At 73.1% G+C, this 20,753-nt stretch carries 22 protein-coding genes; 8 read left to right on the top strand and 14 right to left on the bottom strand.

The genetic code is table 11. The annotated features are described in order from the left end of the window. Positions 1-32: 32 nt before the first annotated feature. Positions 33-683 (bottom strand): L-threonylcarbamoyladenylate synthase, encoded by a 651-nt coding sequence (locus tag ABZ805_RS13265; protein WP_358438797.1) that lies wholly within the window; start codon positions 681-683, stop codon positions 33-35. Between the two features lie 255 nt (positions 684-938). On the opposite strand from ABZ805_RS13265, the gene ABZ805_RS13260 reads away from it, so the two are divergent. Continuing rightward, positions 939-1,808, top strand: coding sequence for an alpha/beta fold hydrolase (locus ABZ805_RS13260; protein ID WP_358438794.1), 870 nt, complete (start codon positions 939-941; stop codon positions 1,806-1,808). A 61-nt stretch (positions 1,809-1,869) separates the two neighbouring features. On the opposite strand, the gene ABZ805_RS13255 is transcribed toward ABZ805_RS13260, so the two are convergent. The 4 genes from ABZ805_RS13255 to ABZ805_RS13240 are packed head-to-tail and all read right to left on the bottom strand — an operon-like array spanning position 1,870 to position 5,707. Then, positions 1,870-2,829: an ABC transporter substrate-binding protein gene (locus ABZ805_RS13255; protein WP_358438885.1), complete on the bottom strand. Its 960-nt coding sequence runs from the start codon at positions 2,827-2,829 to the stop codon at positions 1,870-1,872. A 58-nt stretch (positions 2,830-2,887) separates the two neighbouring features. Continuing rightward, complete coding sequence (locus tag ABZ805_RS13250) at positions 2,888-3,931, bottom strand: ABC transporter permease (RefSeq protein ID WP_358438791.1); 1,044 nt, start codon at positions 3,929-3,931, stop codon at positions 2,888-2,890. Continuing rightward, positions 3,931-4,695 (bottom strand): ATP-binding cassette domain-containing protein, encoded by a 765-nt coding sequence (locus ABZ805_RS13245; RefSeq protein WP_358438788.1) that lies wholly within the window; start codon positions 4,693-4,695, stop codon positions 3,931-3,933. The genes ABZ805_RS13250 and ABZ805_RS13245 overlap by 1 nt, the downstream gene beginning before the upstream one ends. A gap of 37 nt (positions 4,696-4,732) precedes the next feature. Continuing rightward, positions 4,733-5,707, bottom strand: coding sequence for a LacI family DNA-binding transcriptional regulator (locus ABZ805_RS13240; RefSeq protein WP_358438785.1), 975 nt, complete (start codon positions 5,705-5,707; stop codon positions 4,733-4,735). A 356-nt stretch (positions 5,708-6,063) separates the two neighbouring features. Between ABZ805_RS13240 and ABZ805_RS13235 the strand changes: the two genes are divergently transcribed. Then, complete coding sequence (locus tag ABZ805_RS13235; protein ID WP_358438782.1) at positions 6,064-6,423, top strand: DUF3817 domain-containing protein; 360 nt, start codon at positions 6,064-6,066, stop codon at positions 6,421-6,423. Positions 6,424-6,802: 379 nt separating this feature from the next. Here ABZ805_RS13235 and ABZ805_RS13230 read toward each other — a convergent pair whose 3' ends face one another. Next, positions 6,803-7,303 carry a MarR family transcriptional regulator gene (locus ABZ805_RS13230; RefSeq protein WP_358438779.1) on the bottom strand — a complete coding sequence of 167 codons (501 nt, stop codon included), beginning with the start codon at positions 7,301-7,303 and terminating at the stop codon, positions 6,803-6,805. Between the two features lie 123 nt (positions 7,304-7,426). Between ABZ805_RS13230 and ABZ805_RS13225 the strand changes: the two genes are divergently transcribed. Continuing rightward, the gene (locus tag ABZ805_RS13225) at positions 7,427-7,732 is read left to right on the top strand and encodes an MTH1187 family thiamine-binding protein (protein WP_358438882.1); all 306 of its coding nucleotides are present in this window, start codon (positions 7,427-7,429) and stop codon (positions 7,730-7,732) included. A 60-nt stretch (positions 7,733-7,792) separates the two neighbouring features. On the opposite strand, the gene ABZ805_RS13220 is transcribed toward ABZ805_RS13225, so the two are convergent. Further along, positions 7,793-8,053 (bottom strand): hypothetical protein, encoded by a 261-nt coding sequence (locus tag ABZ805_RS13220; protein ID WP_358438776.1) that lies wholly within the window; start codon positions 8,051-8,053, stop codon positions 7,793-7,795. Positions 8,054-8,390: 337 nt separating this feature from the next. On the opposite strand from ABZ805_RS13220, the gene trxA reads away from it, so the two are divergent. From trxA to ABZ805_RS13205, 3 genes are all read left to right on the top strand, one after another. Further along, a complete protein-coding gene (gene trxA / locus ABZ805_RS13215; RefSeq protein WP_358438773.1) occupies positions 8,391-9,317 on the top strand; it encodes a thioredoxin in 927 nt (308 codons plus the stop codon). A 223-nt stretch (positions 9,318-9,540) separates the two neighbouring features. Continuing rightward, a complete protein-coding gene (locus tag ABZ805_RS13210) occupies positions 9,541-9,726 on the top strand; it encodes a hypothetical protein (protein ID WP_358438770.1) in 186 nt (61 codons plus the stop codon). Between the two features lie 114 nt (positions 9,727-9,840). Next, on the top strand, positions 9,841-11,166 hold the full coding sequence (locus ABZ805_RS13205) for a DNA polymerase IV (RefSeq protein ID WP_358438767.1): 1,326 nt from the start codon (positions 9,841-9,843) through the stop codon (positions 11,164-11,166). A 181-nt stretch (positions 11,167-11,347) separates the two neighbouring features. Here ABZ805_RS13205 and ABZ805_RS13200 read toward each other — a convergent pair whose 3' ends face one another. The 3 genes from ABZ805_RS13200 to ABZ805_RS13190 all read right to left on the bottom strand — a co-directional run bounded on the left by ABZ805_RS13200 (position 11,348) and on the right by ABZ805_RS13190 (position 14,707). Then, the gene (locus tag ABZ805_RS13200; RefSeq protein WP_358438764.1) at positions 11,348-12,133 is read right to left on the bottom strand and encodes a hypothetical protein; all 786 of its coding nucleotides are present in this window, start codon (positions 12,131-12,133) and stop codon (positions 11,348-11,350) included. Between the two features lie 109 nt (positions 12,134-12,242). Next, positions 12,243-13,430 (bottom strand): acetyl-CoA C-acetyltransferase, encoded by a 1,188-nt coding sequence (locus tag ABZ805_RS13195; protein WP_358438761.1) that lies wholly within the window; start codon positions 13,428-13,430, stop codon positions 12,243-12,245. A 335-nt stretch (positions 13,431-13,765) separates the two neighbouring features. After that, positions 13,766-14,707 carry a hypothetical protein gene (locus ABZ805_RS13190; protein ID WP_358438758.1) on the bottom strand — a complete coding sequence of 314 codons (942 nt, stop codon included), beginning with the start codon at positions 14,705-14,707 and terminating at the stop codon, positions 13,766-13,768. A gap of 124 nt (positions 14,708-14,831) precedes the next feature. Between ABZ805_RS13190 and mce the strand changes: the two genes are divergently transcribed. After that, positions 14,832-15,272 carry a methylmalonyl-CoA epimerase gene (mce, locus tag ABZ805_RS13185; RefSeq protein WP_358438755.1) on the top strand — a complete coding sequence of 147 codons (441 nt, stop codon included), beginning with the start codon at positions 14,832-14,834 and terminating at the stop codon, positions 15,270-15,272. Positions 15,273-15,275: 3 nt separating this feature from the next. Here mce and ABZ805_RS13180 read toward each other — a convergent pair whose 3' ends face one another. Both ABZ805_RS13180 and ABZ805_RS13175 read right to left on the bottom strand, forming a co-directional pair. Continuing rightward, positions 15,276-15,848, bottom strand: coding sequence for a TetR/AcrR family transcriptional regulator (locus ABZ805_RS13180; protein WP_358438753.1), 573 nt, complete (start codon positions 15,846-15,848; stop codon positions 15,276-15,278). Positions 15,849-16,158: 310 nt separating this feature from the next. After that, a complete protein-coding gene (locus ABZ805_RS13175; protein ID WP_358438750.1) occupies positions 16,159-16,548 on the bottom strand; it encodes an SPW repeat protein in 390 nt (129 codons plus the stop codon). A gap of 184 nt (positions 16,549-16,732) precedes the next feature. Here ABZ805_RS13175 and ABZ805_RS13170 point away from each other — a divergent pair, with 184 nt between their 5' ends. Next, positions 16,733-18,403, top strand: coding sequence for a M protein (locus tag ABZ805_RS13170; RefSeq protein ID WP_358438747.1), 1,671 nt, complete (start codon positions 16,733-16,735; stop codon positions 18,401-18,403). 216 nt (positions 18,404-18,619) lie between these two features. Here ABZ805_RS13170 and prmC read toward each other — a convergent pair whose 3' ends face one another. Both prmC and prfA read right to left on the bottom strand, forming a co-directional pair. Beyond that, entirely contained in the window at positions 18,620-19,495 is an 876-nt protein-coding gene (gene prmC, locus ABZ805_RS13165) for a peptide chain release factor N(5)-glutamine methyltransferase (RefSeq protein WP_358438745.1), read from the bottom strand. Between the two features lie 137 nt (positions 19,496-19,632). After that, on the bottom strand, positions 19,633-20,706 hold the full coding sequence (prfA, locus tag ABZ805_RS13160) for a peptide chain release factor 1 (RefSeq protein WP_358438742.1): 1,074 nt from the start codon (positions 20,704-20,706) through the stop codon (positions 19,633-19,635). Between the last annotated feature and the right edge of the window lie 47 nt (positions 20,707-20,753).

Here is a 20,753-nt window from a genome sequence, read left to right as displayed (position 1 = left end):
CTCGCGGCCGGAGCGGGGCCGGCGGGCGGCGGTCAGGCGAGCGGTTCGACCTCGACGCCCAGGACCTCGGTGAGCTGCTCCAGGGTGATCTCGCCCTGGCGCAGCACGCGCGGCGTCGCCTGGGTCAGGTCCACGATCGTCGAGGCGACCGGCTCGCCCGTCGGCCCGCCGTCCAGGTAGACCTGCACCGAGTCGCCCAGCTGGTCCTGCGCCTGCTGCGCCGTCGCGGGCGGCGGGTTGCCGGTGCGGTTCGCGCTCGACACCGCCATCGGACCGACCTCGCGGAGCAGGTCCAGCGCCACCGGGTGCAGCGGCATCCGCAGGTTCACCGTGCCGCGGGTGTCGCCCAGGTCCCAGGCCAGCGACGGCGCCTGCGGCAGGATCAGCGACAGGCCACCGGGCCAGAACGCCTCCACCAGCGCGCGGGCCTGCTGCGGCACGGACTGGACGAGGCCGTCGATGGTCGACCACGAACCCACCAGCACCGGGACCGGCATGTCGCGGCCGCGGCCCTTCGCCGCCAGCAGCGCACCCACCGCCTCCGGGTCGAAGGCGTTCGCGCCGATCCCGTACACGGTGTCGGTGGGCAGGACCACCAGTCCACCGGCACGGACGGTGTTGGCGGCGGTGGCGAGACCGGATTCCCGGCCGTCCGGACGGTTGCAGTCATACGCGGTGCTCACGCTCCGAATCCTGGCACGGCCCGCGCGCAGCACGGCGGGTGGTGCCCGTCCGCACCGGCGCGGGCCTATCCTGCCGAGTAACACCGGCGCCCCCGCACGAGATCTGAAGGGGTGCGCCCGTCCCCGGCGGAGTCGTCGCCCCCAGCACGCTCGAACGCGGCCACGCGACGGACCCGCCCACGTCTGCTCGAACGATCGGCAGGTCCGCGTCGCCGCACCGGACTGCCGCACGCCGGTCCCGAACAAGGAGTACAGATGACCGCCCCGCCCCAGGGTGTCGAGGTCGACCACGTCGAGTTCCCTGCCGGCAAGATCCGCTACTACCGCGCCGGGACCTCGGGGCCCGCGATCGTGCTGCTGCACGGCGGCGGCCTGGACAACGCGATGCTGAGCTGGCGGCACACCATCCCCGTGCTCGCCGCCGACCACCGCGTCTACGTCCCCGACCTGCCCGGCCAGGGAGGCAGCCTGCCCTGGCACGGCCGCGCCAACCAACGCACCTGCGAAGAGGTGCTGCGCTGGCTGCTCGACGCGTGGGGCGTGCGGGACACCATGATCGTCGGGCTGTCGCTGGGCGGCAGCATCGCCACCGGCTTCACGCTGCGGCACCCGCGACGAGTGCGCGGGCTGGTGCTCGTCGGCTCCGGCGGGCTGGTGGCCCGGCTCGACCGGCACCTGCTCGGCTACCTCGCCACCCGCGTCGACTTCATCGGCACCACCGGCGCGAAGCTGCTGGCGCGGCACCGCGGGCTCGCCCGCCGGATGCTGGAGCGGCGGCTGTTCACCGGCGACCGCTCGGTGCCCGACCTGGAGGGCATCGTCGAGGAGGTCGCCGCCGAAGCCGCGCAGCGCGACTCGGTGTTCGCCGACTGGCAGCGGGACTCGGTGGGACGGCGCGCCATGCGCGTCAACCACGGGCCGCACTTGGACCAGATCCGCTGCCCCGTGATGTTCATCCACGGCGAGCAGGACGCGGTGGTGCCCGTCACCTCGTCGCGGCAGGCCGCCACCGCCATCTCCGGCGCCCAGCTGCACGTGATCCCCGGCGCCGGGCACTGGCCGAACCGGGAGAAGTCGAACGAGTTCAACGCGCTGCTGCGGGAGTTCGTGAACGCCCGGGCGTGAGCGGGGAAGGGAACCTTCCGGTCACCGGTGACCGGAAGGTTCCCTTCATCGCACCCCCGCGTCAGCAGGTGGCGCGGTAGAAGTACTGCGCCTGCTCCTCCATCGAATCCCGGGTGAGCGCGATCATGTCGGTCTTCGTCTCCCGCTCCACCGGCTCGCCCTTGATCGCGGCGATGGCCCGCTGCACGCCTTCCTCGCCGATCTCGGCGGGGTTCTGCGCGATGAGCGCCTGCACCCGCCCGCCGCGCAGGTCGTCGACCTGCTTGGGGCTGGCGTCGAACCCGACGAGCTGCACCTGACCGGACCGACCGGCGTTGGCGAGCGCGGTGCCCGCGCCCTCACCGGTGTTGAGGTTGGTGCCGAACACGCCCACCAGGTCCGGGTTGGCGGCCAGCGTCGCGGACACGATCTGCGCGGCGGTGGCCGGTTCGTTCTCGGTGTACTGGGTGGGCAGCAGCTTCAGGTTCGGGTGCTTCGCGATCTCCTCCTCGAAGCCGCGGGCCCGCTCGTCGGTCGTGGAGGTGCCCGCCTTGGTGTTGAGCGCGAGCACCGAGCCGGGCCGGTCGCCGACGAGCTCGGCGAGGGTCTGCGCGGCCAGCACCCCGCCCGCGTGGTTGTCCGAGGACAGCGAGCTCACCGCGATCGACCGGTCCTCCAGCGCGGTGTCGACCTCCACGACCTGGACGCCGTTGTCCTTCGCCTGCTGCAGCGGGGTGGCGAGCGCCTTGTCGTCGGTCGGCGCGATGATCACCGCACCGGGCCGGGAGCTGACGACGCCGTTGAGCAGCTGCGCCTGCTCGGCCTGCTCGAACTTCTCCGGGGCCTGCGCGTTGAGCCGGTAGCCCGCGGCCGCGGCCGCGTCCTTCGCCGCGCACTCGATGGAGACGTAGAACGGTTCCCCGCGCATGCCGGTCAGCAGCGCCAGGTCCTTGTTGCCCGGGTCCGTGGTGCTCCCGCCGCCGTCCCCGATCTGCCCGGATCCGCAGCCGGCGAGCAGGGTGCCCGCCGCCAGCACGACCATCACCTTCGACTTGATCTTCACTTGTCTCCTCCACACACCGTTGTGCCGCACAAGGGGGTCAGCGGCTGCTGCGCGCCCGGCGGCGCCGCTGGTCGAGCCAGACGGCGGCGACGAGCACGGCGCCGACCGCGATCGGTTGCCAGAACGGCCGGACCCCGGCCATGACGAACCCGGCGTCGAGCACGGCGGGGATGAACACGCCGATCACGCTGCCGAGGATGGTGCCCACGCCGCCGAACAGGCTGGTCCCGCCGAGGACCACCGCGGCGATCGCGTTCAGGTTGTCGTTGCTGTGGCCGCTGATCGTGGTGGTGCCGAAGTAGGCCAGCGACAGGAATCCGGCGAGCCCGGCCAGCACCCCGGTCAGCGCGTACACCGCGACCAGGTGCCTGCTGACGTCGATGCCCGCGCGCCGCGCCGCCTCCGCGTTGGAGCCGATCGCGTAGGTGTGCCTGCCGAACCGGGTGGTGTGCAGCACCCAGCCCGCCAGCAGGGTGACCGCCGCGGCCAGCAGCACGAGGTTCGGCACCACGCCGAACGAGGTGCCGGTGCCGAGGGTCTCGCGCAGCGCCGAGGGCACGGTCCGCACGTCGATGCCGTTGGTGAGCAGCTGCGCGGCACCGAGGGCCGCGCCGAACGAGCCGAGCGTCACGATCAGCGCGGGCACCTTCGCCACCGCCACCAGCAGCCCGTTGAGCACGCCCCACGCCGCGCCGCCGAGCAGCGCCACCACCAATCCGACCGCGATCACGCCCCACCCGGCGCCGGTGGCATCGCCGCCGCTGAGCGCCTCCATCGTCTGCGCCGACACCACCCCGGCGAACACCAGCACCGACCCGACGGACAGGTCGATGCCGGAGGTGATGATCACGAAGGTCATGCCGACGGCGAGCATCAGCAGCGGCGCCGCCTGCACCAGCAGCGTCTGCAGGTTGAACAGGGTCGGGAAGGCGTCCGGCCGCACCGCGCTGAACAGCACGCACAGCACGACCAGCACCAGCCCGGTCCACAGCGTCGGCGAGGCGGCCAGCCGGGCGCGGAAGCCCTTCGGGGTCTCGGCGAGTTCCCCGGTGACCTCGGGGTTCGATTTCGTCGCGGGCATCAGTTCTCGTCCTCCTGGGTCAACGCCCCGGTCATGGCGCCCACGAGCTCTTCCAAGCTGACGTCGGCGGCGCGGAAGCGGGCGACGCGGCGACCCAGCCGCAGCACCTCGACGCGGTCGGCGACCGACCGCACCTCCGGCATGTTGTGGCTGATCAGCACCACCGAGATCCCGGTGTCGCGGACGCGGCGCACCACGTCGAGGACCCGTTCCCGCTGCACCACGCCGAGCGCGGCGGTCGGCTCGTCGAGGAACACCAGCTTGTCCGCCCAGGCCACGGAGCGGGCGACCGCGACGCTCTGCCGCTGGCCGCCGGAGAGCGCGCCGATCGGCACGTCCAGGTCCGGCAGCGAGACGCCGAACGTCGCGAACTGCTCGGCGGCGCGGCTGCGCATGGCCTTCTTGTCCAGCATCCCGAGCTTGCCGAGCAGACCCGGGCGGCGGATCTCCCGCCCCAGGTACAGGTTCGCCGCCGGATCGAGGTCGGGGGCCACCGCGAGGTCCTGGTAGGCGGTCTCCACCCCGTGCGCGCGGGCGGCGACCGGCGAATCCAGCTCCACCGGTTTCCCGGAGATCAGGACCTGCCCGGAGTCCGGGCGCTCCACACCGGACAGGCACTTGACCAAGGTGGACTTCCCGGCGCCGTTGTCGCCGATCAGGGCGACCACCTCGCCGGGGTGGACGGTGAACGAGGCGCCGCGCAGCGCCTCCACGCCGCCGTACCTCTTGGTCAGTTCGCGTGCTTCCAGCAGCGGTTCGGACATCAGGCCTTCCCAGGTCGGTTCGAAGGATGGGTTCGGGTCACGCCGACACCTCGCCGGAGCCGCGCGCCAGCAACCGGGTCGGCAGCACCAGCCGCCGCGGCGGGCCCGCGTCGCCGCCGAGCCGCGCGTACACCGCCCGCGCCGCCGAAGCGCCCAGTTCCCGCACGTCGTAGGTGATCACCGTGATCGGCGGGTCCAGCAGGTCCGCCAGCTCGAAGTCGTCGAAGCCGACGAGCGCGGGCCGCGTCGCCCGCCCGGCCAGCGCCCGCAGCGCGTGCACGGTGATCCGGTTGTTCCCGGTGACCAGGGCGGTGGCCGCGCGCAGCGGGCCGGCCAGCGCGCCCGCCACCGACTCGGCGGTGTGCGGGCCCATCCGCACCAGCTCGGCGTCGAACGGGACGCCCGCCTGCGCGCAGCCCGCCCGGAATCCGCTGAGGCGCTCCGCCGCCGTGCTGATGCCCGGCGCGTCCCCGAGGAACGCGATCCGCCGGTGCCCGTGCTCGGCGAGGTGCCGGGCGGCCAGCGCGGTGCCGCCCGCGTTGTCGACCAGCACCGTGTCCGCGTCCACCCCGCCGGCCGGCCGGTCCACGAACACCACCGGGGTGCCCGCGTGCGCCTCCCGCGCGAGGTAGCCGTGCCGGTCCCCTGCCGGCACCACCAGCAGACCGTCGACCCGGCGGGACAGGAATTCCAGCGCCAGTTCCCGCTCCCGCGCCGGATCCTCGCCGGAAGAACCTGTCAGCACCTGCGCGCCCTGCTCGCTCGCGACCTCTTCCACGGCTCGCGTCAACATCGAGTAGAACGGGTTCGCCACGTCTTCCAGGACCAGCCCGATGATTCCGGTCTCGGCACCACGCCGCAGATTCCGCGCCCCCAGGTTGCGCCGAAAACCGAGCTGCTCGATCGCGTCGAGAACGCGCGACGCCGTTCCCGGATGCACCCCGCGCTCGCCGTTGACCACCCGGGACACCGTCTTGATGCTCACCCCGGCGAGGCGCGCCACGTCGTTCATCGTGGCGCGCCGAACATTCCCGGAATCAGACAACGTTGTCATGATCTGGCGGATTTCACCGGGCTGGACCAGCGGTGTCAATGCTCGACCCCGCCGCTGCGTACCGACGGGCGCAGAAATGCGGCCGAACGGCGCAACGAAGCCCCGAAAACCATTCGTCCGCGATCTGTCCAGCGATTTTCAGAATCATGATCGAATTCCGTGGAATCCGCGGAAACGCGCGGCGGTCACAATTCCGTTTCGGGATCGATCACGATGCGGCCCTCGTCACCGGTGGCCGTGTGACCGCGCGCACCCGGCACACTCGGAGAGGTCGAGCGCCGACCGGCGGCGCCGGACCGGAAGGCTGGTGGACGGTGTTGCGCACCTACGCGGGGTGGTTCCGCCTCGTCGCGATCGCCGAGGCGTGCTCCTGGGCGGGGCTGCTGATCGCGATGGGGTTCAAGTACGGGCTCGGGATGCCGACGGGCGTCACCGTGCTCGGCTGGGTCCACGGGCTCGTGTTCACCGGCTACGTCGTGACCTGCCTCGTGGTGTTCAGCCCGCTGCGCTGGTCCTTCCCCGTCCTGGTTGCCTCGCTGGTGGCGTCGATCCCGCCGCTGGCCTCCGTCGCCTTCGAGCGCTGGGCGAACGGGCGCGGACTGCTGACCTGGCAGGAGTCGGCCGAGCCGACGTTCTGGGGCCGCGTCGCGCACGTCCTGCGCACCCTGAACTGACCGCGCCCCGCCGCGCGGCGGGTGTGGCGGAACCGCATTGCCCGTCTCGCTGCTTCTGCCGCGTAGCGCTCGGGTAGCGGAACCTCAGCGGCTTCCTCGCTGCGGGATCGATGTCACCGGTGGCTCCGCCACAGGAGAAAACGCTGTCCTCGCGAGGAACCAGCTGAGAACCCGCGGCGGTGCGAGTTGCTCGGGTGGTCGGCGGCTCAGCGGCTTCGCCGCCGACAGGAAACCGACGAGACCCGCAGGCGGGTTCGAAGGCGGACGGCGCTCGTGCGATGAAGGGAACCTTCCGGTCACCGGTGGCAGGAAGGTTCCCTTCATCACCTCGGCGCGCGGATGGGCCCGGCGGTGATCCGGAGGGCGCGGGCGGGACGCCTCAGAAGTCCCCGGCGGCGTGCCGGACCTTGCCGAGTAGTTCGGTGAGCTGCTGGGTCTGCCGCTCGGTCACCCCGCCCAGGCCGAACTCGATCTCGGTGACCGACTCGGTGGCGCGCTTCATCAGGTCCCGCCCGTCGTCGGTGATCTCCACCAGGGTGGTGCGCCGGTCCGTCGGGTGCGGCACCCGGCGCACCAGGTCGTCGTGCTCCAGGCGGTCCACGATGTTGGTGACGCTGGTGGGGTGCAGCTGCAACCGGTCGCCCATGACGCGCATCGGCAGGCTGCCCCGCCGGGAGAAGGTGAGCAGCACGAGCGCCTCGTAGCGGGCGAAGGTCAAGTTGTGCGGCCGCAGCGCCGTGTCCACTGCGGACTGGAGGATCTGCTGGACCCGCATCACGCTGGTCACCGCGGCCATCGTCGTCGACGGTCCGATCCGCTCCGACCACAGCTCGGCCGCTCGGGCGATGGGATCGAAGGGCAGCGGACTACGAGCGCTCATGCCCCGACGCTAGCAGCGGGCTCCGCGGAGGCGAATGACCATTCGCCCGCCGATGCGCGAGTTCCCGGCCGGATCGCGCATGATCGTGCGAAAGGTGCCCGAACAGTGCAGGAGGAACAGCGAATGCTGGTGGCGTTCAGCGTGGCCCCGTCCGGTTCCGGCGAGGACGGCGGCGTGAGCGAGGCGGTCGCGGCAGCGGTGCGGGTGGTGCGCGAATCGGGCCTGCCGCACGAGACGACCTCGATGTTCACCACGGTCGAAGGCGACTGGGACGAGGTGATGGACGTGGTGAAGCGGGCGACGGAAGCGGTGTCGTCGCGGTCGCCGCGCACCAGCCTGGTGCTCAAGGCCGACATCCGGCCCGGCCACACCGGGCAGCTGCAGGAGAAGGTGCGGCGGGTCGAAGAGCACCTGTCGTCCGGGGAATGAGCGAGGCCGGCCGGGGAGCCCTCGCGGACTCCCCGGCCGGCCCGGTTCGCACTGGGTCGATCAGCCCTTGATGGAGGGGTGGTCGACGACCGGCGCGTTGGTGCAGTCGCTGGTCTGCGGCGACAGGACCGGCACCACGACGCCGATGGCGGCACCGACGTTGTTGCCGCAGGCCTGCACCGGCACGGCGCTGACGTTGTTGTCGTCGACCAGGTTCACGCCTTCGTTGCCGGCGGTGTCCGCGAAAGCGGTCGAGCCGAGGGACACCATGCCGAGGGCTGCGATGCCGGCAGCGCCGGCGACGCGGGTTGCAATACGCACGTTCTGAAACCTCTCCTAGAACTTCGGGCAGGGAGCTCGGTCCCGGCTCTTTCCCGGGGCTCCCCTCGCGCCGGACGAGACGGGATCTCGACCAGGCACAGTGGCTCCTTCGGCGACGGGCCCGGGAAAACATGAGGGGGTTCCACGTAACCTCAGTCTTTCGAGTGGTCATCAACACTCGTTCAGGTCGATCTCTCAGCTATGGCTGGCGGACCGTGATGGGCGGTGCACCGCTGCTCCCCGCCCCTCCGAAGAACCCTTGCCCACGCACCGCGCGCCAGTCGCCGCGTGTCAGGATGGAGAGGTGACGAGGCCCGATCCACGCCAGAACGCAGCCATGCCCGCCGCGATGGCGGGCGCAGTCGACCTGTCCGCGCTGAAGACGAGAGCGGACAACGCCTCCCGGCAGCCCGCCGCGGGCGGTCCCGCCGAGAACACCTCGCCCACCGGGCCGACGGTCATCGACGTCACCGAATCGACCTTCCAGGCCGAGGTCGTGGACCGCTCCATGCAGGTCCCCGTCGTCGTCGACCTGTGGGCCGAGTGGTGCGGCCCCTGCAAGCAGCTGTCCCCCGTGCTCGAACGCCTCGCGAACGAAGGCGGCGGCAGCTGGGTCCTGGCGAAGGTCGACGTGGACGCCAACCCGCGGATCGCGCAGCTGTTCCAGGTGCAGTCCATCCCCACCGTGATCGCGATCGCCGGCGGCCAGCCCGTCGAGGCCTTCGCGGGCGCCCAGCCCGAACCGCAGATCCGGCAGTGGATCACCCAGCTGCTCGACGCGCTGCGCGACCAGCTCCCCGGCATCCAAGCCGCCGAGCAGGGCGCGGGCGACGCCGACGAGCAGGAAGAACCCGAAGACCCCCGGTTCACCGCAGCCGAGGACGCGCTCGAGAACGGGGACTTCGCCGCCGCCGAAGCCGCCTACCAGCAGATCCTCGACGCCGAACCCGGCAACGAGCAGGCCAAGGCCGCACTCGCCCAGGTCCGGTTCGCCGCCCGCGCCGAGAACGCCGACCCGGCCGCCATCGAGCGCGCCGACGCCGCACCCGACGACGTCGACGCCCAGCTCGCCGCCGCCGACGCCGAACTCGCCGGACAGCAGGTGGAAGCAGCGTTCGACCGGCTCGTGCGCACCGTCAAGCGCACCGCCGGCGACGAGCGCAACCGGGTCCGCCAGCACCTCATCGACATGTTCGAGCTGTTCCCCGACGGCGACCCGCGGGTCACCCAGGGAAGGCGAGCGCTGGCCAGCGCGCTGTTCTGAGCTCCGCCGCGAAACCGGCCGTCACCGATCCCCGGTGGCGGCCGGTTTCGCGTGCACGGCCTCCGATGACCGGAAGGTTCCCTTCCTCGTCCCGCGGCACCGCACGCCTCCCGCGTGACAGGAAGGTTCCCTTCACCCCACCGGTGGCAGAAAGGTTCCCTTCCTCGCACCGGCCCGCGGCGGATCGGTGCCGCGGCTCTGGCGGCCGTCCTACGCTGGGGTCATGGCTTCCTACGGAGAACTGTTCCCGGGGCGCAAGCTCCGGCACGAGGGCGATCAGGGCGCGCCCGGACGTGAGCACGATCCGGGTGGTCCGCTGGATCTGGACCGCGGGGTCGTCTTCTTGGCGCCGCCGAAGCGGGACACCGGCACCGAGGAGGCGCCGGAGCAGGACCCGACCGAGGACTGATCCGGCCGCGGCCGGCGGAGGAAGGGAACCTTCCGGTCATCGGTGGCGGACCAGTTCCCCCGCGCACGGCCGGGGCGCGTGCCGTTTGTCGGTGGAATCTCGTTGAATGTGCACATGCGCAGATGGGTGCTGCACGTGGACATGGACGCGTTCTTCGCGTCGGTCGAGCAGCTCACCCGTCCCACGGTCGGCGACCGGGCGGTGCTGGTGGGCGGGCTGGGTCCGCGGGGCACGGTCGCGGGAGCGAGCTACCAGGCCCGCGCGTACGGGGCCCGCTCGGCGATGCCGATGGCGGAGGCGCGCCGCCGCTGCCCGGTGGCGGTGGTGCTGCCACCGCGAGGAGCCGTGTACCAGGCGGTGAGCCGCCGGGTTTTCGAGATCGTCCGCGAGGTGTCGGACGTGGTCGGCCAGGTGTCGATCGACGAGGCGTTCCTGGAACCGGTGGAGCTGGCGGACGCCTCGACGGCGGAGGTGGAGCGGTTCGCGGCGCTGCTGCGGGAGCGGGTGCACCGCGAGGTGGGGGTGCCCGCATCGGTCGGCGCGGGTTCCGGCAAGCAGCTGGCGAAGATCGCCTCGGGCTTGGCGAAGCCGGACGGGGCGCTGGTGGTGCCGCCGGGGCAGGAGCTGGAGCTGCTGACGGGGTTGCCGGTGCGGAAGTTGTGGGGCGTGGGCCCGGTCACCGAGTCGAAGCTGCACCGCATCGGGGTGTACAGCGTGGGTGAGCTGGCCGCGTTGCGCTTGGGCGATGCGACGGCGCTGCTCGGGCAGGCGCACGGCGCGGAGCTGCACCGGCTGGCGCACGGCATCGACGATCACCCGGTGGCGGAGCGCGCGGAGGCCAAGCAGGTCAGCGCGGAGACGACCTTCGACGTGGACATCACCGAGCCGGTGCGGCTGGCGTTCGAGGTGGACGGGATGGCGGAGCACGCGCACCGCAGGCTGGTGTCCTCGGGCCGCGCGGCGCGCACGGTGACGGTGAAGGTGCGGGACGCGGACTTCACGACGATCAGCCGGGCGGAGACGTTCGCGACGGCCACGTCCGACCTGGGCCCGCTGGGCGCGGCGGCGCGGCGGTTGATCGGGGTGGCGGTGCCGCCGGGCACTCCGATCCGGCTGGTGGGGGTGTCGTTCTCGGGGTTGGCGACCTCGGAGCAGGAAGCGTTGTTCGACAGCCCGTCGCGCGAGCCGGAGGTGGTGCCGGACGCCGAGCCGGCGGATCCGGTGGCGGAGCCTGCGCCGGTGGTGGCGCACCAGTCGTGGCGGGCGGGCGACGACGTGTTCCACCCGGACGGCGGGCACGGCTGGGTGCAGGGCGCCGGGCTGGGCCGGGTCACGGTCCGCTTCGAAACGGCCGCGACGGGCCGCGGCCGAGCCCGCACCTTCCGCGAGGACGACCCGTCCCTCGCTCCGGCCGATCCCCTGCACAGCCTCGGCTGGTGAAGCACCCGCGGGCGCTCGTCGGCGGCGGAGCCACCGAGCGGCACCGCCCCGGATGCTCAGCGGCCTGCTCGCGAGGCCTGCGACGTCGCCGGTGGCGGAACCTGCGCGAACCATCCCGCAGCGAGGAGGCCACCGGGACTCCGCCGCCCGCCCCGCGAAGCAGCGCGAACCCGGAACGACCTCACAACTTCGTCGAGTCCGGGAGGTGCAGCGGCGGGAGGTGCCTGCGGTAGTGCCCGACCCACTTCCGCGGCGCCACGGTCTGCACGGCGCGTTCGAGGGCGCGCGGGAGCCGGGTGAACGGCGGCAGGTGGAACCGGTACCGCACCGACGGCGTTTCGGGCAGCGAGGGCTGTTCTTCCACGCGCCAGCGGTCGAGTTCGGGATGCCTGGCCGCGAATCCGCGGTCGGCCGGGTAGAACTCGAGCGCGACGCGCCGCTCCGGGTGCATGGGCCGCTTCTGCTCGATCCAGGGGAGGCTGCCGATGCCGATGGCGGAGATCTCGTTCCACGACACCCCGTACACCTCGCCGAGGGTGCGCGCGTAGAAGCCGCTGCGGTCGAGCAGGAAGCCGCGGCTGCTGAGCATGCCCCGGGAGGAGATCAGGAAGCCGAGGAACACGATGCCGAACACGAGCTGCCACACCCACATGCCGACGGTGCTGCCGTTGTTGGCGAGGGTGGCGGCGCACAGCACGGTGCCGAGCCCGCTGACACCGCCGCCGATCAGCAGCAGCCGGAAGCTGCTCGCGGACACGTCGACGTCGTGCGCTTCGGGGCCGAGGCCGACGGGTGCGGGCGGTTCGGGCGGCTGTTCCCGGTTGCCGTAGACGCGGGTCGCGGGCCCGCCGCGCTCCGCTCCGAGCCGCGCCGTGGCGTCATCCCTGCGGGTGACGCGGCCGGGTACCGTCGCCCATTCCCGTCCGGCCCGGTCTGCGCGTTGCCATCCACCTGGAAGCCACTTCATGCTCGCCAGGGTAGCGGCGAACACGGAACGTGATCACGGTCGGTGGCGCGAATCAGGGGCGGCATCGGGGTGATTTCCGGGTACCCCGACGCCGCCCGCCGACCGGGGTTCAGCTGCCGGGGACCTTGAGGATCAGCGCATCGCCCTGCCCGCCGCCGCCGCAGAGCGCGGCCGCTCCGGTGCCGCCGCCGCGGCGCCGCAGCTCCAGCGCCAGGTGCAGCGCGATGCGGGCGCCGGACATGCCGAGCGGGTGGCCGAGGGCGATGGCGCCGCCGTTGACGTTGACGACGTCCGGGGACAGCCCGAGCGCGCGGGTGGAGACGATGCCGACGGCGGCGAACGCCTCGTTGATCTCCACCAGGTCGAGGTCGGCGACGTCCACACCGCCCTTGGCACAGGCGGCCTTGATCGCGTTCGAGGGCTGTTCGTGCAGGCTGGCGTCGGGTCCGGCGACGACGCCGTGCGCACCGATCTCGGCGAGCCAGGTGAGGCCGAGCTCCTCCGCCTTGTCCTTGCTCATGACGACGACGGCGGCGGCGCCGTCGGAGATCTGCGAGGCCGAGCCGGGGGTGATGGTGCCGTCCGGGGCGAACGCGGGGCGGAGCTTGCCGAGGGATTCGGCGGTGGTGTCGGGCCGGATGCCTTCGTCGGCGTCGACGACGACCGGGTCGCCCTTGCGCCGCGGTACTTCGACGGGGGTGATCTCGTCGGCGAACACGCCGCGGTCGGCCGCCGCCCCGGCGCGCTGGTGCGAGCGGGCGGCGAACTCGTCCTGCTCGGGCCGGGTGAGGCCGTGCCGGGCGTTGTGCGCCTCGGTGGACGCGCCCATCGCGATCTCGTCGAACGCGCAGGTCAGGCCGTCGAACGCCATGTGGTCGACGAGCTGGGCGTCGCCGAACTTGGTGCCTTCGCGGGAACCGGCCAGCAGGTGCGGGGCCTGCGTCATGGATTCCTGGCCGCCCGCGACGACCACGTCGAACTCGCCGGCGCGGATGAGCTGGTCGGCGAGGGCGATGGCGTCGAGGCCGGACAGGCAGACCTTGTTGATGGTGAGGGCGGGCACGTCCATCGGGATCCCGGCGTGCACGGCGGCCTGCCGGGCGGGGATCTGGCCCGCGCCCGCGGTGAGCACCTGCCCCATGATCGTGTACTGCACCTGCTCCGGGGCGACTCCGGCGCGTTCGAGGGCGGCCTTGATGGCCACGCCGCCGAGCTGCGCGCCCGAGAAGTCCTTCAGCGAGCCGAGCAGGCGCCCCATCGGGGTGCGCGCCCCGGCAACGATCACAGATGTGCTCACAGTGGCCTCCCGGCCCTCTCGTTCGACTTCCGCCGCGCACCGCTCGGGCGCGCTCCATCCATCATGCGCTCGGCGCGGGCACCGGCCCACGACCCGACGTGGCACGCAGTGCCACCCGGGGCACTCTCGCACAGGACCACCACCGGCAGGAAGGGAACCTTCCGGTCACATCCCGCCTCCGGTCGGTGCGAGGAAGGAAACCTTCGGATCACGCCCCGCCCCGGATCGGTGCGAGGAAGGGAACCTTCCGATCACATCCCGCGCCGGGGCCGGTGCTGCGATGAAGGGAACCTTCCGGTCACCGGTGACAGAAAGGTTCCCTTCCTCGCACCCGGTCAACAGCGGCCGCGGTGCGCGGTGCGGTCGCACAACCCCGCCCCCGCCGACCACCGCAGCGACTCCCTGGCGTCGGCGCCGAGCTCGCGGGACGCGACCACGTCGGTGCCCGCCCCGGTGTCGACGGCCAGCCAGTAGCGCACTTCCTCGCCACCGAGGGCGAGCACGTAGAACGGGTCCGGCACCGGTGCGGGCCCGTAGCCGGGGACCCGCCACGCCTCGTCGCCCTGCGCCGCGGCGGGGTCGACGTAGGCGCAGTCGTGGGTGGCGCCCGCGTAGTGGCACCGCCGCGGGTCGGCCCCGCCGTGCCTGCCGACGGTGCCGTCCTCGACGACGCCCTCGTCGAGGAGCCGCTGGTACACGTCCTCGCAGGCGCCTTCGTCGCAGGCGTACCAGGAGCTCCAGGCGGCGGCGCGCGCCGCGGCCGGGGACGAGCCGTCGCCCAGCTCGGCGCAGTACCTCCCCACCACGTGCGGCGCGACGGTGCGCGCGGCCGCGCCGGTGTCGATGGCGGCCGCCGCGGTCGCGGTGGCGCCGAGCCCGGCGGAGTCGAGCTGCCAGGCACCGACGCCGGGGCTGAAGAAGATCCCCGGGGAGCGCCGCCCGGGGTCGGCGAGCGCGGTCCCGTCGTCGTACCGGGAGAGCGTCATGGGCGCCGGCGCGCTGCCGGAGGCCGCGACCTCCGGCCAGGTCGGTGCGAGGACCAGGCGGGCGGCGGTGTCCACGTCCACCGCGCAGTCCGCACCGGCCGCGGCGTCGGCGGCCGCGGCGCGCACCGCCGCGTGCGGTTCGGCCCCGAATTCCAGCGGCCCCGAGTCGACCCAGGCGCGTTCGTGCTTGAGCCGGATCGCGTCGGGTTCGCCGGCGGAGATCGCCGGGAGGCCGATCGCGAGCACCGCGGCGGCCACCGCGACCGGCCGGGTTCGTCTTCCGGAGACCATGTCCCACCCTCCACGTCGACGGCACGTGACTCCCGGCGCGCACCGCGGCGCCACCCGGGCCGAGGCCTTTCCTGCCACATCTCGCACCCCCGCGCAGCGCAGGCGCCGCGTTAGGCTCCCGGCCATGCAGAGCGAACTGAGCGGGTTGGTCACCGCCGTCGACCACGTCGGCATCGCGGTCACCGATCTCGACGCCGCGATCGAGTTCCAGCGCGCCACGTTCGGCCTGGAGGTCGCGCACACCGAGGTCAACGAGGAGCAGGGGGTGCGGGAGGCGATGCTGCGCGCGCCCGGCGACGCCGCGGGCGCCACCCAGCTGCAGGTGATCGCGCCGCTGCGCGCGGACTCGGCGATCGCGAAGTTCCTGGACCGCAACGGCCCGGGCCTGCAGCAGCTCGCCTACCGGGTCACCGACGTGGAGGCGGCGAGCGCGGCGCTGCGGGACAAGGGCCTGCGGCTGCTCTACGACGCGCCGCGCCGGGGCACCGCGGGCAGCCGCATCAACTTCGTGCACCCGAAGGACGCGGGCGGAGTGCTGGTGGAGCTCGTCGAACCGGCGACCTGACCGTCAGCGCGGGTCGAGCCCGCGGGCGATGAAGTCGATCTCGCGGTCGGCGGAGTCGTCGCGCTCGGCCCGCCCGGCCACCGCGTGCCGGTGGTCGACGATCCTGGCCAGCAGGACCGCCGCGGTGTCCACGTCGGCCCCCGCCGGACCGGGCACCGCGGCGGCGACGACCTCGTGGACCTGTTCCACGACGGCCCGGAACCGCTCGCGCAGCGCACGCCGCACCGCGCTGTGCGTGTCGGCCTCCCGCCACAGCAGGTGGTGCAGCGGCAGCGCCGACTCGAACCCCCGGTCCAGCTCGGCGACGAGGCCGCGCAGCGTGGCCGCCACATCGCCCGGCACCACGATCCGCGCGAGGTCCACCCGCTCCGCGGGCAGCCGGTCCACCAGCGCGACCAGCAGGTCCGGTTTGCGGCGGAAGTAGTAGTGGATCAGCCCCTTGGGCACGTCCGCCCGCGCGGCGATCCGCGAGGTGGGGGTGGCGGCGAACCCCGATTCGGCGAACAGCTCCCCCGCCGCCGACAGGATCCGCTCCCGCGCGGGGACCGCGGGCGCTCGGCCCGGAACTCGTCCCATCGGCGCCCTCCCCCGCCGAACCCGGCCGCCGGGCGGCATCGCGGAATCCGCGCGGCCCGGCTCGGTGCTCGCCCGGCCCGTCCGGCCCGGCCCGTCCGGCCCGGCCCGTCCGGCTCGGTGCTGCCCTCGGCCCGCCCGGACCGGCGCTGTCCGGCGCTGTCCGGCTCGGTCCCGGCCGGTCCTGCCCGGCCTGCCGCTCAGTGCTGGGCGACCCGGTGCCGGGCGACGGTGCTGCCCGGACCGGCTCCAGTCCCGGCTGGGTCCTGCTCAGCCTGCCGCTCAGTGCTGAGCTGCCCGGTGCTGAGCGGGCTCAGTGCTGCCCGGCCACGCCCCTGCCGTGCGCCACGGTCGCCTCCGGCAGCGCCGCGGCACCGACGAGGACGGCCAGCACCCCGACGACCCACGAGGTCCACGCCGCCCCGGTCAACGCCGAATACCCCAGCACCCACGGCGCGATGAACAGCAGCACGCCCAGCAGCATGTGGGCGTACTCACTGGTCATCGAGCGGGGCAGCGCCAGCGACCACACCGCGGCGATCACCAGCAGCCCGCCCAGCACGACCATCGCCGACAGCGCTCCGCCGCTGGTCCGCGTCCACATCGTCGCGAGCACCGCGTACAACCCGAGCACCAGCGCGGCCCAGTCCTGCCACCGCGTCCACGGCCGCACCTTCGAGGGTTCGTTCGCCCTGGTGGCCATGTCGATCACCTCCAGCAGCCGCTGCCGACGCACCCCACCGTTCGCGTTGACCGGCCGGCCGAACAAGGGACTTCCGGCCCGAAGGCGCGCGGTCCGCCCCGGTCCGGTGGTTCCGGGGCGCGATTCTCCGGTCATCCCGCCCACACCTCCCACAACGCGGTTGTCTTCCAGGTAGCGTTGAACCATGGGCCTCGCCGACGATCGTGATCTTCTCCCGCTGGGATCGGGCTTCGACCTCGTTCGCAAGAACGGATACGACCGCGCCCAGGTCGACGAGCATCTCGAACGGGTCGACGCGGATCTGCGCATCATCACCTCCGACCGCGATGCGGCCGTGTCGCAGGCGCGCGACCTGTCGAAGCAGCTCGAGTCGTCGCGTTCGGAGATCGAGAACCTGCGCGGTCAGGTGGAGCGGCTGTCGAAGCCGCCGACGACGCTGGAGGGGCTCAGCGAACGCCTGCAGCGGATGCTGCGCCTCGCGCAGGACGAGGCCAACGACATCCGCGGCCGCGCCGAGAAGGACGCCGCCGAGACCCGGTCCCGCTCCGAGGCCGAAGCGGGCGCGCTGCGCACCCGCTACGAGAAGCTCATCGCCGAGGTCGACACCCGGCGCACCGAGATGGAGCAGGAGCACCGGTCGACGCTGGAGAAGGCGCAGGCCGAAGCCGAGCGGATCACCACCGAAGCGGAGGCGAACCGCAAGCGCGCCGACGAGGAGTCCGAGGCCCGCCGCGTGCAGGTCGAAGAGGACTTCGAGATCGCGATGGCCGCGCGGCGCACCGAGTCCATGAAGCTGCTCACCGAGCAGGAGACGACCAGCAAGGCCGACGCCCAGCGCCGCGTCCGCGAAGCCACCGAAGAGGCCAACCGCAGGCTGCGGGAAGGCACCAACGAGGCGCACCGCCGGGTCCGCGAGGCCACCGACGAGGCCACCAGGCTCACCACCGAGTCCCAGCAGGCCGCCGAGAAGCTGCAGCGGGAGAGCACCGAGGCCGCCCAGCTCCTCGAACGCGAGAGCACCGAGGCCGCGGAGAAGCGCGAGAAGGACAGCGTCGCCGCCGCCCAGCAGCGCGAGCAGGACAGCATCGCCGCCGCCCAGCAGCGCGAGCAGGAGAGCATCGCCGCCGCCGAGAAGCGCGAGCTCGACAGCACCCGGGAAGCCGAGCGGCTCGTCACCGAGGCCACCGCGAAGTCCGAGCGGATGGTCCGGGAGACCACCGACGAAGCGACCCGCCTCGTCGAGGAGGGCACCCGGGAGCGCGAACGCCTCATCCGCGAGGCGCGGCTCGACGCCGAGCGCAGGCTCGGCGCCACCTCCGAGGAGTGCCAGCGCAGGCTCACCAAGGCCGACCAGCAGGTGCACTCGCTCACCGAGCTGCGCGACACCGTCGCGAGCAAGCTGCGGGACGCCGCCGAACTGCTCGGCCAGACCACGCCGCTGCTCGCCCGCCTCGACCAGGAGGACGAGGAGGAGGCCGCGCTGCGGGAGGCCGCCGCGGAAGCCCGCGAGCAGGCGCGCAAGTCCGCCGAAGCCGAAGTCGCCGAAGACCGCTCGCACGAACCGGCCCCGCAGCCGCAGCCGCAGCCCGGCGGGCCGAACGGGCAGCGGCCGGCGCAGCAACCCCAGCAGCCCCGGCAGCAGCGGGGCGGTGGCGAAGGGCCGACCGAGAAGATCCAGCGGCAGCACCTCCCCGGTGGCGGCAACCCCGGGCAGCAGCAGCGCAACCCGCACGACCCGCCGACCCGGCGGATCCAGCTGCCGATCCCCGGCGCCGCCGACCAGCAGCGCCAGGGCCCGGAGCAGGGCGGGCCGAAGCCCGCGCCCGCCGAACAGGCACCCCGCCAGCACCGCTGAGCCCCCGAGGCCCGATCCCGCAGGTGCTCTCCCAGCCCGGCCAGGCACGCCCTGGCCGGGCTTCTTCACGCCCGCACCCGGTGCGATGAAGGGAACCTTCCGGTCACCGGTGGCAGGAAGGTTCCCTTCATCACCGGCAGCGGCGGGCGTGCGGGCAGCACGAATGCCCGCTCGTCGCGGGGAGGGGAAGCGGCCGGCAGCGCACCGGCCGGGGAATCAGAGCTCCGGCGCGGTCCGCCGCGCGGTGGCGAATCGCGGGCGCCCCGCCAGGTCGGGGTGGTCCTCGACGTCGGACAGCACCCGCCGCGCCTTGAGCAGCGCGGGCACCGAACCGCCGTGGGTGTCGTCGTGCTCGATCGCGACGCCGCCGCCGGGCCGCAGCAGCCGCGCGGCGCATCCGACGACGTGCCGCACCACGTCGAGCCCGTCGCGGCCGCCGAACACGGCGTCGTGCGGGTCGTGGTCGCGCACCTCCGGCGGCACCGGCGTGCCCTCCGGCACGTACGGCGGGTTGCACAGCACCAGGTCGACGAGGCCTTCGAGCTCCATCAGCAGCGTCGGATCGCACACGTCACCGGAGTAGAGCCGCACCGGGGTGTCGCCTGCGGCGGCCTGCTGGTCCATGTTGTGCCGCGCCCACGCCAGCGCGTGCGGTTCGAGTTCGACCGCGTGCACCTGCGCGTCGGGCCGCGCGTGCGCGGTGGCCAGCGCCAGCGCCCCGGTGCCGGTGCACAGGTCGACGACGACGGGCCGCTCCACCCCGTCCAGCAGCGACAGGCCCCACGCGAGGAGCAGTTCGGTCTCCGGCCGGGGGACGAACACGCCGGGCCCGACGCTGAGCTCCACGCCGCCGAGGTGCGCGCTGCCGACGAGGTGCTGCAGCGGGATCCGTTCGGCGCGCCGCTGCACGAGGGCGTGCAGCGCCTCCACCACCGGCGGGTCGACCAGCGGCACCATCATCAGTTTGGTGCGCTCCACACCGAGCAGGTGTGCGGCCAGCAGTTCGGCGTCCGTCCGGGGGCTCGCCACGCCTGCCGCGGACAGTCGACGTTCCGCTTCGAGGATGGCCAGGCGCAGTGGCTGTCGAGTCACGGGGGCAAGCTTAGAGCGCGGGTCGCGGGAGCTCGTTCAGGCGACACCCCGCGAGGAGCGGAACGTTCCCGTCACAGCGAACACGACCCGGTCGGGTCGCCCCGCCGGCCGGATCCACCGGGCCCCGGCGCGGGTGGTCAGGAGCTCGCGGCAAGCCGGTCGGCGCGGTCGGCGGCGACGAGCGCCTCCAGCACCCCGGCCAGGTCGCCGTCCAGCACGTGATCGAGGTTGTAGGCCTTGTAGTTGACCCGGTGATCGGAGATGCGGTTCTCCGGGAAGTTGTAGGTGCGGACCCGTTCGGAGCGGTCCACGGTGCGCACCTGGCTGCGCCGGGTCTCGGCGGCCTCCTTCTGCGCTTCCTCCTCGGCGAGGGCCTGCAGCCGCGCGCGCAGCACCTGGATGGCGCGCAGCTTGTTCTGCAGCTGCGACTTCTCGTTCTGGCAGGAGACGACGGTGCCCGTCGGCAGGTGCGTGATGCGCACCGCCGAGTCGGTGGTGTTGACGCTCTGCCCGCCCGGCCCCGAGGAGCGGTACACGTCGATGCGCAGGTCCTTCTCGTCGACCTCGACCTCGACCTCTTCGGTCTCCGGGTACACCAGCACCCCGGCCGCGGAGGTGTGCACGCGGCCTTGCGATTCGGTGACCGGCACCCGCTGCACGCGGTGCACGCCGCCTTCGAACTTCAGCTTCGCCCACACGCCGTCCGGCCCGGTGTCGCCCGCCTTGGCCTTCACCGCGACCGTCACGTCCTTGTAGCCGCCGAGGTCGGATTCGGTTGCGTCGAGCACCTCGGCCCGCCAGCCCTGCCGCTCGGCGAAGCGCAGGTACATCCGCAGCAGGTCCCCGGCGAACAGCGCCGACTCCTCGCCGCCCTCCCCGGACTTGACCTCCAGCACCACGTCGGAGGAGTCGTGCGGGTCGCGGGGCAGCAGCAGCTCGGTGAGCTTGTCCTCCAGCGCCGGCACGGATTCGGCGAGCGACTCGGCCTCGGCGGCGAAGCCCTCGTCGTCCGCGGCCAGCTCGCGGGCCGTCACCAGGTCCGAGCGGGCCTGCTCCCACTCCTTCGCGACCTTCGCCACGGGGGTCAGCTCCGCGTAGCGGCGGCCGAGCTTGCGCGCGGTCGCCTGGTCGGCGTGCACATCCGGTTCGGCCAGGCGCCGCTCCAGTTCCGCGTGCTCCGCGAGCAACTCCTCGAGCTTCGACGTTTCCACGGGAACCTTCTTCACTGCTGGACCGGAGCGGCTGAACCGGAATGGCT

Source organism: Saccharopolyspora sp. NPDC047091 (genome assembly GCF_040643635.1).
Taxonomy (GTDB): Bacteria; Actinomycetota; Actinomycetes; order Mycobacteriales; family Pseudonocardiaceae; genus Saccharopolyspora_C.
This window is presented reverse-complemented; position numbering and strand designations above follow the sequence as displayed.